Source organism: Malonomonas rubra, from assembly GCF_003247215.1.
In the GTDB taxonomy this organism is placed as follows: domain Bacteria; phylum Desulfobacterota; class Desulfuromonadia; order Desulfuromonadales; family Geopsychrobacteraceae; genus Malonomonas; species Malonomonas rubra_A.
Genome location: NZ_QKAP01000033.1, coordinates 1 through 11,807 on the forward strand (window position 1 = coordinate 1; position 11,807 = coordinate 11,807).

Genomic DNA, 11,807 nt, shown 5'->3' on the forward strand with positions numbered 1-11,807 from the left:
TCACCAGCGCCGAAAGGCCTACGTTCCTCCGGACAGTCGCAGACACTCAAATAAGTTTTTACCGGGCAAAGCGAGGCCGAGTATCGACAGTAGATAGAAATGTGCTCGTAAGGTTGGAGCGATCAACTTCTTCTTTTAGGCCGGAATGTTAGCTTGCTGAATCCAGCTATTAATTCGTCTTTTTTGAGAGGTTCGAACTGCACCGCATCTTTCATCTTCGTTCCAATTTGGACATCTATGGACACGTCATAAGAAATGGACACAATTGTCACCAGCTATGCGCTGCCAAATGCGTATTTTAAAACAGTTTTTTTATGTTAGAATGCCGGACGTCAAAGCGAAGGAGAAGTTATGGCTGATGTCACAAAATTCATTTCCGGGATCGCCAACTTTCAGCAGCAGCACTTCGGGGAAAACCCGGAGTTGGCCAGCACTCTGCTTTCCGGACAAAAACCGCAGGCGCTTCTGATTGGCTGCTGTGACTCGCGGGTAGATCCGGCCCTGCTGACCGACAGCGCACCCGGCGACCTGTTTATTCTGCGCAACATTGCCAACCTGGTCCCCCCCTACAGCAAGAGTGACGACTACCACGGAGTCAGTTCGTCAATCGAATACGCCGTCTGCTTCCTCGAAGTCTCCGACATAATCGTGCTCGGCCACTCCAACTGTGGCGGCATCGGCGCGCTGATGGATTCGGCCAAAGGCGAAAAAGTTGGCGAATTCATCGGGAAATGGGTCAGTATTGCCGCTTCGGCGCGGGACAAGGTTCTGACCGAGATGCCGCAAGAAGAGAAGGAAAAGCAGACCCGGGCTTGCGAGAAAGAAGCAATCTTGGTTTCGTTGAAAAACTTGATGACCTTCCCCTGGGTCAAAGAGCGAGTTGCCAAAGGTCAATTGAGCGTGCATGGCTGGTACTACAACATGGGCACCGGCCAGTTACGCTATTACAACCCATTGACCGGAGAGTTTGAGATTCTCGTCGAACGCTATTCGCCCGGGCAAAAAACCACAGAAGAGGAACAAGCCATAACGGAAAAATAATTCTTCCCCTTATCGCCGCCGTCAATTGCCTGAAAACGGAAGACATCGGAGTCATCCATGCCTATTGCACCTCCCGCTGAAAGCCTGCTCGACCAAGCTCCAATGAACCCGATGGAACTTTATGGACGGCTGCGCAACCTGACCGACCGGGCCGGTTTCAGCGAGACATTGCCGGCGATCTGGCAGTGCTCAGATGAAAGCCAAGCAATAAAAAAGGCGCTGTTCGGCTACATCTATAACTGCCCCACCTTCAACCTCGGCCGGGTCGGAGCCCTGCTCGATCCAGCCCGCATGACAACTGCCGCCCACCACGGCAAAGACCTGGTTATTTTCGGTGGCAGTCATATCGGGGCGAACGAGATAGGCGGTATCGGCTATATCCAGCGGATAACCGGTCAACAAGCTATCTGCTGCGGCATGCTGGGGCGGGTCTTGGATGATTATCTGCCAGTTTATCGGCGGGCAGCGAAGCTGATCAAGATCTTCTGCGATGGCAACAGCGTCAAAATAGAAATTCCGTACAAATATCTTTTTTCCAAACCGGCCACCAATGCGGTACGGATCCAGATCGATATCAACCGGTTAAAAGAGGGGGATGCCTTAGGAGAGGGGACCCTTGGAAAAATCTACAGTTTGCATCCGGAACTGATCAGGGTACTGCAGAAACGAACGACCGTTCCACAGGTTCCCGAACCGATCGGTTCGCTGTTGAAACAGGACTACTTCAGCTTCAAAAAGAAGCTTGATTTCGACAGCCACGAGCACAAAACAATGCTGGAGGTCTCGGTGTTTGACTTTCTTCCCGAAATCGTCACTTCAGAGCATCCGCACCGACGCCTGTGTAACATTAACACCTGGCGCGAGTTTCATCGCATCGCCGCCTTTATCACCGACGAATTCGACGGCCGTGGCCGGAATATCTTCATGCTGGCCGGTCTGACCATCGACCACTCAATCCGTCACAACACAATCATTCCACAATTCGGTTTCTGGATGGAAGGTGGCAACGCTCTGGAAGCGAAGTATTTCGGCCCAAATGAAATCAATCGCCTGCTATCGGAACAACAGATTTACAAGCCCCCGGTGACGTTTCTGGAATACGCAGGACTTTAGGCCAACTAACGCACCTCGACTATTTTTCTACCTTGGACCCCCAACAGGAAAGGCTGCTTGATCGCCTCGCCAAGGGCATCGAAACCAAGTGTTCCGGTCACACCGCGGAAACCGTGCAGCCCTGACAATTCCTGCCGCAGATCGTCACGGTTTTCAATCTGCGGATCGTCCATCCCCCGCAGCAGCATGTTGGCCACATCGAAGGCCTGGGCACTGAGAATGGTCGGCTCCTCCTGGTAGGTCTGCTGGAATAGTTCGACAAAGCGCTGCACTTCCGGCCTCCGGCTGTCACTGAAAAAACCGTCTATGAACACCGCGTCACCAAGGAAACGACCGGCCCGCTCTACTAACTCCGGCGAGTTCCAGCCATTGATCCCGAGCAGTGTGACATCCTTGATTCCGTAAAACATCAGCTGTGGCGCCAACATGCCGATCCGTTCAGCATAATCGGGGATGAACAGAGCATGGAAGGGAGCCAGTGGGTATTCCAACTCCGGCAACTCCTCCGACTCTTTGTCCGATTTGGGACCGACCGGTTTTGGCGGGATCTTCACCACGTGGTCTTCCCATAGCAGCGTCTGGATCTGCTTCTGGAAATCAGTGCCATCTTCCGGGTAGCTGACGGTATCGACAATCTCACCACCCAGTCTGCGGACCTCATCGACAAACAGGCGGGTCATCTCTTCACCGAGCCGATTTTCCGGATAGAGGACCGAATAGGATATATGCTGAGTGTCGATAGCGTAACGGACCAGGCTGCTGATCTGCTGTTCCGGCGTCAGGGAATCGCGGAAGACATATTCGCCAAGCTGCGGCAGCCCAGCCCGTTGCGACAACGTCAGCAACGGCACCATCTCCAGCTGGGCTCTGGAAGCCGCCTGTTCGGCACCGGCACCCAGCAGCGGACCAATAATCGCCATCACCTTATCGTCATCGGTCAAGCTGCTCACCAACTGGTCCGTGGAATTTCCTTCGACAGCCGTGTCTCGAAAAATCAGCCGAACCGGCAGCCGGGTCTGGTTATGCTCCTCTACCGCGAGCTCCAAACCCTTTTTGACCAGCTCCCCGTAGGAGGCATAACGACCGCTAAGCGGCAACAATACACCGATACTGTCACGGTTAACCCAGCTGTCAATGCTGGTCCGCTGCAATAGCATTTCCGCTTCCTGCCAGTAGGGGAAGGTGACCGTCGAACCAAGTACCTGCTGCAACAGCTGCTTGGCACGCTCCGGTTGTTGCCCCATAAATCGCCGAGCCAGCTGCAGGCGGGCATCCTGCCCGATCGCGGTCCCCTGCCACATGAATGCGGCTTCTTCAAGCTCGACAACACTTAAACGAGTCTGTAACAGGCTGTGAACCTGTTCAAGAATGCTGGCCTGATTTTCAACCAGCGGCAGAGCTTTCTGTAGAAAAACCAAGCCATTGAGCGGCTGCTGCAGATGAATCTCCGCATTGGCTAAGGCCAGCAACAGCAGCGCGGTATCGCCACTGGTGAAGGAGATTTCCAGCAGCGGCTGAAGTTGTGCCTGTCCGGATGCATAGTCACCTGTCTGAATCAGGCAGTAACCGCGTAGCAGGCTGGCCTCCGGTCCACGCAACTGCAGCGGAATCCGCTCCAGATAGAGCAGGGCATCCGAGTAACGTTTCTGTTCAGTAAAAATCCGGCCGATCAGCGTATACGCCTGGGCAGCATGTGGGTTCTGCGGGTAGCGCTGGACAAACGTGCGCAGTGTTGCCAAAGCGTGCTGCTGATTTCCGGCATGAAAAAGCTGCTGGCCTCGCTCGAACTCGGCAGTGGCTTCAGCAGCTAAATCTTCAGCGGCGAAGGAGGGGAGAGTCATAGGCAGAGCCAAAAAGAAAAAACACAACAAGAGCAGGCAGACGATCCGCTTCATTCGCAATCCATTCAGTCTGTTTGGGGAAAGATGAAGGTCAGTCGAACAATTCCTTCATCTTATCAAAGAATCCACGTCCTTGGGGATGAATATCTTCACCGCCCTCCCGGGCAAACTCCTCCAGCAGTTCTTTTTGGCGAACATTCAGCTTGGTCGGCACCTCAACCCGCAGCACGACCAGTTGATCGCCACGCCCATAGCCCTGCAGCGAAACAATCCCTTTTCCGGAAAGCTTGAAAACTTTGCCGGTCTGGGTACCAGGTGGGATCTTGAGGGTTAGCTTACCCTCCAAGGTCGGCACCTCCAGATCGCAACCAAGAGCCGCCTGAACAAAAGAAATCGGCACCTCACAGAGTACATCCTGCCCTTCACGCTGGAAGATCGGATGTTCGGAGACGCTGATCACCACGTAGAGATCGCCTGGCGGGCCACCGTTGGCTCCGGCCTCTCCTTCCCCCGACATCTTCAGGCGGGTACCGGTCTCGACACCGGCCGGAACCTTGAGTGAAACGGTCCTCTTCTGCTTGACTAAGCCAGTCCCGCGACAATCGGGGCAAGGGTCGGTGATGACCTTCCCCTCGCCACGGCAATCGGGGCAGGGCCGGGTCATGGTGAAAAAGCCCTGCTGGTAACGCACCTGACCGGCACCCCGACAGGTGCTGCAGGTCTGAACCTCAGTACCGGGGCGGGCCCCGGAGCCACTACAAGTGTCACAGCGCTGTTTGCGCGGCAGCTGCAGCTTTTTCTCGGCCCCAAAGGCCGCTTCTTCAAAATCGATAGTCAGGTTGTAACGCAGGTCGTCGCCACGGTGCCCCCGACTTCCACGACGCGAACCACCGCCGAAGATATCACCGAAAATATCGCCAAAGATGTCCTCGAAAGGGGTACCGCCGAAATCAAAACCACCGCCGGAGAAACCACCGCCGCCATTCACCCCGGCATGACCGAATTGATCGTAGGTGGCCCGTTTCTGCGAATCGGAAAGAACGGCATAGGCCTCGGATAGTTCCTTGAATTTGTTCTCGGCCTCTTTATCACCCGGATTCTTGTCAGGGTGATACTGGATTGCCAGTCGCCGGTAGGCTTTTTTGATTTCCGCCTCACTGGCATTCCTGTTGACCCCGAGAATCTCGTAGTAGTCGCGTTTTGACAAAACGATTATCCTGCGAATATAGGGAGCCGCCAGCAATAAAACCTGACCGGCGGCTCAACATGCAATAGAAAGATTACTTCTTCTCTTTGTCGTCGACGTCTTCAAATTCGGCATCAACGACATCGTTATCCGCTGCACCGGCTGCGGAGGTATCACCGGCAGCTTCACCCTCCTGCTGCGCCTTGGCGTACATCATTTCAGCCAGTTTGTGCGACGCCTGGGCCAGAGCTTCGCTCTTGGTTTTGATCTCTTCCGGATCATTCCCTTCCATGGCGGTCTTCAGCGCGGCCAGAGCATCCTCGATCTTCTTCTTGGTGTCACTATCAATCTTTTCGCTATGCTCGGCCAACGATTTCTCTGTGGTGTAGGCTAAACCGTCTGCCTGATTACGCGCTTCGATCAGCTCACGCTTCTTCTTATCTTCTCCGGCATGGGACTCGGCATCCTTGACCATGCGATTAATCTCTTCTTCGGAGAGACCAGATGATGCGGTGATCTGAATCGACTGTTCCTTCCCAGTACCAAGATCCTTGGCGCCTACATGTAGGATACCGTTGGCGTCGATATCGAAGGTAACCTCGATCTGCGGTACACCGCGCGGTGCCGCCGGGATTCCGACCAACTCAAAGTTACCGATGGTCTTGTTATCGCCAGCCATTTCCCGCTCCCCTTGCAACACGTGAACCGAAACCGCCGGCTGGTTGTCAGCCGCAGTGGAAAAAACCTGGCTCTTTTTGCAGGGAACAGTGGTGTTCTTCTCGATTAGCTTGGTCATCACGCCGCCGAGGGTTTCGATGCCGAGCGAGAGGGGGGTAACATCGAGCAGCAACACGTCTTTGACGTCACCAGTCAGAACACCACCCTGGATAGCAGCACCGATAGCAACCACCTCGTCGGGATTGACCCCCTTGCTCGGGTCCTTGCCGAAGATCTCCTTGACCTTCTCCTGCACCGCTGGCATCCGGGTCATGCCACCTACCAGAATGACTTCAGTAATCTCATTGGCTGCCAAACCGGCATCCTTCAGAGCCGTTTTACAAGGGGCCTCCAACTTACCGAGCAATTCGGAGCATATGCTTTCCAGCTTGGCACGGGAAAGTTTAATGTTCAGGTGTTTGGGGCCGGTGGCATCAGCAGTGATGAACGGCAGATTAACGTCGGTTTCCATCGAGCTGGAGAGTTCGCACTTGGCCTTCTCGGCCGCTTCCTTAAGCCTTTGCAGCGCCATCTTGTCGCCACGAAGGTCAATCCCCTGGTCCTTCTTGAACTCGCCGGCGACGTAGTCGATAATCATCTGGTCAAAATCCTCCCCACCGAGGAAGGTATCACCGTTGGTCGATTTGACCTCGAAAACACCGTCACCCAGGTCGAGGATCGAAACGTCGAAGGTTCCACCACCCAGGTCGAAGACGGCAATGGTCATCTCATCCTTCTTATCGAGACCGTAGGCGAGCGACGCAGCGGTCGGCTCGTTGATGATTCGCAGCACGTTGAGACCGGAAATCTTGCCGGCGTCCTTGGTTGCCTGACGTTGGGAGTCATTGAAATAGGCCGGCACAGTGATGACGGCATCGGTAACGGTTTCGCCAAGATAATCTTCGGCGGTCTGCTTCATCTTCTGCAGGATCATCGCCGAAATCTCGGGAGAGCTGTACTGTTTGTCTCGTGCCTCAACCCAGGCGTCGCCATTGTCAGCTTCGACAATCTTGAACGGACTGATCTCGATGTCCTTTTTGACCGCATCCGAGTTGAACTTGCGGCCGATCAGGCGCTTGATGGCGAACAGGGTGTTCTCCGGGTTGGTCACCGCCTGCCGCTTTGCCTGCTGGCCGACCAGCCGCTCACCACTCTCCGTGAAAGCGACCATCGACGGCGTGGTACGCGAACCTTCCGAGTTGGCGATAACAACCGGCTCGCCACCTTCCATGACTGCGACACAGGAGTTGGTGGTCCCCAGGTCGATTCCGATAACTTTACCCATCTTTATATCCTCCTTCTTGGATTCTTAAAACTATAAGCAGAGCGATTTATTTTTCGTCTGTTTCGGTTGACTCTTGATCCGCTTCCGGCTCCTTCACTTCGGGAGCTTTGGCAACCATCACCATCGCCGGTCGCAACAGGCGCTCGTTGAGCTGATACCCCTTCTGCATCTGCTGGGCAACTGTATTGACCGGATAATCTTCTGTTTCCAGCTGTCCCATCGCTTGGTGCAGAGCCGGATCGAAAGGCTGCCCGAGCGATTCGACCGGGGTCACCCCAAAACGGGTCAGCACCTGACTGAACTGGTCGAGAGTCATCTGCACCCCTTCCATCAACCCCTCACTGCTGTGGGCCTGCTCGGCATGTTCGACAGCGCGCTCAAGATTATCGATGACCGGCAAAATCTCGCGCAATATATTCTCGTTGGCAAACTTGGCCAGTTCTTCTTTTTCGCGCTGCGTCCGCTTGCGCAAATTTTCCATGTCGGCCAGCGTCCTGAGGTATTGTTCCTGATGCGACTTGGCCTCGCTGCGCACCTGCTCCAGTTCGAACAGCATCAGTTCTTCTTGACTCAGTTCTTCTTCGGCAACATCCTGCTCCTGTTTCTCCTGTTTGTTAGCATCAACCGCTTCCGGCTGTTCTTCTGGCTTTTTCTTGCCCACCTTGACAACTCCTTCTTTCTTATTCTACTTCCCGCTCCAAAATCCGACTGACCAACTGGGCGGTAAAATCGACGATCGGGATGACCTTGGAATAAGCCATCCGCACGGGACCGATCACACCGAGGGTGCCGATCGCCCCTTTCTTATTGGAAAAATTCGAGGTTACCAAGCTGCAACCCTCTATTTCGGCATGCTGGCTCTGGCTGCCGATGAAAATCTGGACCCCATCTGCCGCCTGCCCTCGATCGAGCAGTTCGATCAAGGTTTTTTTGCTTTCCAAAGTCTGAATGATCCGCTTCAGCCTCTCCGGAGCGTAAAATTCCGGTTGGTTCAGCATCAGCGAGGTCCCGGAAACGAAAACCAAGTTTTCCGCTTCGTCCTGCAAGGCCGCGCTCGACAAGCTCAACGCCTGCTTGCGCATCTGATCGTATCGGCTACGTTCATCGCGCAGATCTTGAACGATCTTCTCCCGAACTTCGGCGATACTCATGCCGTTTAATTCGCGGTTCAGATAATTGCTGATCTGCTCCAAGTCATGCTGGCTTAACTCTGGTGCCCCTTCGATCACCTTGTTCTGCACTAACCCAGTTTCAGAGACGTAGATTACCAACAGGCGACTGTGCGACAACCGAACAAACTCGATCTGCCTAAAAACCGTTGATGAAAACTTGGGTGCCATCACCAAACCAGTATAGTTGGACAGCCCCGACATAACCCGTCCCACTTCCTGCATGATGTCTTCCATTTTCATGCCTTTGAAGCGGTAATTTTTGCGTAGTCGGCTTTCTTCTTCCTTGCTCAGGTCGCGAACCTGCAACAGCGAATCGATATAGTAGTGAAAACCTTTTTCCGTCGGAACCCGTCCGGCAGAGGTGTGCGGCGAACAAAGAAATCCCATCTCTTCCAGATCGGCCATCACGTTGCGCACCGACGCTGGCGACAGATTGAAACTGTGTCGTTTGGTAATCGCGCGACTGCCGACCGGCTCAGCCGAGGAGATATAGTCTTCGACAATCGCCTCGAGAATATTTTGGCTGCGCTCGTTCAGCTCTTGGGCCATTGACTATCGCTCCGAAAAAAAGTGCCATACAAAAAATATGGCAGCAGCTTGCACATGTTAGCACTCAGTCAAGCCGAGTGCTAACATCACACATTATCAACGGGCCTTCTCTTTGTCAAGACGAATAGGGGAGGAAAAGCACGCCCAAAGGAGTGGTTCTTACCGGGCTCGACCAACAAACTAATTTACAGAAAATCGCTGATCAGATGATCATACAAAAGCCAGCCCTGCAGGTCGAAACACCAGCGATCGTCCTGTAGCGTCAAACGCTCGCCATGGCGGCGAAAAGCAGTCGGGAATGCGGCTTCCGGATAAACACCGAACTGCCGTTGGAAATCGGTCCGCGAAAGACCGTCAACCATCCGAAGCGCAAGATAAACCGTTTCCGCCATCGCGGTTTGCCGATCGAAGTCTTCCAGACGCTCCATCGGCAATTCTAAATGCTCCAGGCGTTCGCAGTAATTGGGCAGTGACGTATCGACCATCCAGCGCTCGCCCCAGCCATTCGAAAAAAAACTGTGGGCACCGCAGCCCGCCGCCAGACAGGTTTGGCGCCTCCAATATGCCTGATTATGCCGACAGCGAAAACCGGGGCGGGCGAAATTGGAGATCTCGTAATGTTCAAACCCGGCAGCGGTCAGCAAACGGTCAATCAGCAGATAGCTGTCGACATAAAACTGTTCGTCCGGCTCCGTGAGCTGCCCTAGGCTTTGCCGCTTGGCGAGCGGCGTTCTCGGCTCAAAGCTCAAACCATAGAGCGACAGGTGTTCCGGCTGCAACTTAAGCAGTTCGGCGACATCCTGCTCCAACTGAGGAAGGGTTTGTTCCGGCAGAGCGAAGATCAGGTCGAGATTCAGATTAGTGAAGCCTGCCTGCCGGGCCATTGCGACCGCTTGCTTGGCCTCAGCTGCCGAATGAATTCGCCCTAGTAAGCGCAACTGCACATCGTTCAGGGTCTGCACTCCGAGCGACAGGCGATTTACCCCGACACGACAATATCCCCGTAGCTTTTCTGCGGTAACCGTTCCAGGGTTTGCCTCAAGTGAGATTTCGCATCGTGATGCAATACCGAATCTGGCGTCCAGCTGACACAGAATAGAGTCGACCTGCTCGGCGGACAATAGCGAGGGAGTGCCACCGCCGAAGAAAACTGTTTCCAGCGGCCCGCGCATCGCCCATCGTTTGGCCAGCAGATCGATCTCCCGCAACAGCAGCTCGACATACCGTTGCAGTTCAATGTCGTTCTCCAGCGGTAGCGAGTAAAAATCGCAGTAGTCGCATTTTCGCTGACAAAAAGGAATGTGCAGGTAGAAACCGCTCATAAACAACACATAAAAAGGGCGAGGACCTTACCGCCTCGCCCTGCTCGTCTCTGCTTCGCTAAACTTAACTAGTGGAAATCGGTAAAATGGCTGGCATTAATCCACAGGTGCACAATGATGCTGACCGCATAACCGAGCGCGACCGCCCAAGTCCACTTCAAGTGATTGCCGAAGGTGTAAATGCCCCGGGCGGTCCCCATCAGGGCAACTCCAGCCGCCGAGCCGATCGACAGCAGGCTACCACCGACCCCGGCAGTCAAGGTGACTAGCAGCCACTGCCCATGAGACATGTGCGGATCCATGGTCAGCACCGCAAACATGACCGGAATATTGTCAACGATTGCCGAAAGAATACCGACTAGCACGTTGGCCCAAGTTGCTCCTAGCTGAGTGTACATGGCGTGAGATGCCACCGCCAGGTAGCCGAACTGCCCGAGTCCGCCAACGCAGAGTATGACGCCGTAGAAGAACAGCAAGGTATCCCATTCTGCCCGAGCGATCTTGCGGAACAGATCGAAGCCGGCAGTGTACACGTGACCATGAGCTTCCGGCGGCGGAACCTCACGGTGCTCATCCGGGTTGTGGCCGGTCATATCGAGCGGCTGATCACCAGTTCCAGAACGATGCTCAGCCTTCTTCAGCCAGTAACTGAAGAAGCCAAGATAGCCAAGCCCCAGCATCATCCCGGTCGCTGGTGGCAGGTGCAGAAAATTATGAAAAGAGACCGCAGTGACAATGGTACAGAGAAACAGAACCATGATCCGCTTGGCCCCCAGCTTCATCCCAACCATTTCTCCCAGCGCTTCCGGTCGTTCTTTGGCCACGGCCAGACTCATGAGAGCTGCAGGAATCACCCAGTTGAGGAGCGAAGGGACAAAGATGGCAAAAAACTCAGCGAAATCAACCTTGCCCTTCTGCCATACCATCAAAGTGGTAATATCTCCAAAAGGCGAAAAAGCCCCCCCAGCGTTAGCTCCAACAACGATGTTGATACAGGCAACCACCAAAAATTTACGGTTATCACCAGCAACCGCCATCGCGACAGCCCCCATCAGCAAGGCGGTGGTCAGGTTATCGGCGACCGGTGAAATGATAAAAGCCAGGAAACCAGTGACCCAGAAAACTGTGCGCAAGGTGAAGCCGCGGCTGACCAACCAAGAACGTAGTGCCTGAAAAACGTTCCGCTCGTCCATGGCATTGATGTAGGTCATGGCCGCCAGCAGAAAGAGGAATAGTTCGGCATATTCGATCAAGTTATGCTTGATCGCCTCGTGCGGGGTATGAGTATCGCCAACGGCGGAATAGGCAATAGCGACCAACACCCAGATGATCCCGGCGGCGAAGATGACCGGCTTGCTTTTGCGCATATGCAACTGCTCTTCAAAAATAACCAGGCTATACGCAGCGACGAACAGGACCAAAGCAAAGACCCCCAAACCGGTACCGGTCAGGTCAACAGCTTCCTCCCCACCACTAGCCAGAGCTGGCGCTGCCCCCAAAAGCAACAACAAGAATGTACAGAGTAGATTTTTCAACGGGTCACCTTCTTTGCAATAAAATTGGTTTTTATGCCAGCGGGTT

At 54.2% G+C, this 11,807-nt stretch carries 9 protein-coding genes; 2 read left to right on the top strand and 7 right to left on the bottom strand.

What is annotated here, in order from left to right; all coding sequences use genetic code 11:
• Positions 1–351: 351 nt before the first annotated feature.
• Both Q7J88_RS03180 and Q7J88_RS03185 read left to right on the top strand, forming a co-directional pair.
• Positions 352–1,041: a carbonic anhydrase gene (locus tag Q7J88_RS03180; RefSeq protein ID WP_303720705.1), complete on the top strand. Its 690-nt coding sequence runs from the start codon at positions 352–354 to the stop codon at positions 1,039–1,041.
• Between the two features lie 57 nt (positions 1,042–1,098).
• A complete protein-coding gene (locus Q7J88_RS03185; RefSeq protein ID WP_303720706.1) occupies positions 1,099–2,154 on the top strand; it encodes a hypothetical protein in 1,056 nt (351 codons plus the stop codon).
• Between the two features lie 5 nt (positions 2,155–2,159).
• On the opposite strand, the gene Q7J88_RS03190 is transcribed toward Q7J88_RS03185, so the two are convergent.
• From Q7J88_RS03190 to nhaD, 7 genes are all read right to left on the bottom strand, one after another.
• Positions 2,160–4,049 (bottom strand): penicillin-binding protein activator, encoded by a 1,890-nt coding sequence (locus Q7J88_RS03190; protein WP_303720707.1) that lies wholly within the window; start codon positions 4,047–4,049, stop codon positions 2,160–2,162.
• 37 nt (positions 4,050–4,086) lie between these two features.
• Positions 4,087–5,208 (bottom strand): molecular chaperone DnaJ, encoded by a 1,122-nt coding sequence (gene dnaJ, locus Q7J88_RS03195; RefSeq protein WP_369681957.1) that lies wholly within the window; start codon positions 5,206–5,208, stop codon positions 4,087–4,089.
• 67 nt (positions 5,209–5,275) lie between these two features.
• On the bottom strand, positions 5,276–7,183 hold the full coding sequence (gene dnaK / locus Q7J88_RS03200) for a molecular chaperone DnaK (RefSeq protein ID WP_303720709.1): 1,908 nt from the start codon (positions 7,181–7,183) through the stop codon (positions 5,276–5,278).
• 46 nt (positions 7,184–7,229) lie between these two features.
• On the bottom strand, positions 7,230–7,844 hold the full coding sequence (grpE, locus tag Q7J88_RS03205; RefSeq protein WP_303720710.1) for a nucleotide exchange factor GrpE: 615 nt from the start codon (positions 7,842–7,844) through the stop codon (positions 7,230–7,232).
• Between the two features lie 19 nt (positions 7,845–7,863).
• The gene (gene hrcA, locus Q7J88_RS03210; protein ID WP_303720711.1) at positions 7,864–8,904 is read right to left on the bottom strand and encodes a heat-inducible transcriptional repressor HrcA; all 1,041 of its coding nucleotides are present in this window, start codon (positions 8,902–8,904) and stop codon (positions 7,864–7,866) included.
• A 185-nt stretch (positions 8,905–9,089) separates the two neighbouring features.
• Positions 9,090–10,226 carry a radical SAM family heme chaperone HemW gene (gene hemW, locus Q7J88_RS03215; protein WP_303720712.1) on the bottom strand — a complete coding sequence of 379 codons (1,137 nt, stop codon included), beginning with the start codon at positions 10,224–10,226 and terminating at the stop codon, positions 9,090–9,092.
• Between the two features lie 68 nt (positions 10,227–10,294).
• Positions 10,295–11,761, bottom strand: a complete 1,467-nt coding sequence (gene nhaD / locus Q7J88_RS03220; protein WP_303720713.1) for a sodium:proton antiporter NhaD — start codon at positions 11,759–11,761, stop codon at positions 10,295–10,297.
• Positions 11,762–11,807 lie beyond the last annotated feature (46 nt).

Bases quoted from the DNA above. Each gene is read 5' to 3' on its own strand.
- Q7J88_RS03180 (WP_303720705.1), top strand. From the start codon at position 352: ATGGCTGATGTCACAAAATTCATTTCCGGGATCGCCAACTTTCAGCAG.
- dnaK (WP_303720709.1), bottom strand. From the start codon at position 7,183: ATGGGTAAAGTTATCGGAATCGACCTGGGGACCACCAACTCCTGTGTC.
- Q7J88_RS03185 (WP_303720706.1), top strand. From the start codon at position 1,099: ATGCCTATTGCACCTCCCGCTGAAAGCCTGCTCGACCAAGCTCCAATG.
- hrcA (WP_303720711.1), bottom strand. From the start codon at position 8,904: ATGGCCCAAGAGCTGAACGAGCGCAGCCAAAATATTCTCGAGGCGATT.
- hemW (WP_303720712.1), bottom strand. From the start codon at position 10,226: ATGAGCGGTTTCTACCTGCACATTCCTTTTTGTCAGCGAAAATGCGAC.
- Q7J88_RS03190 (WP_303720707.1), bottom strand. From the start codon at position 4,049: ATGAAGCGGATCGTCTGCCTGCTCTTGTTGTGTTTTTTCTTTTTGGCT.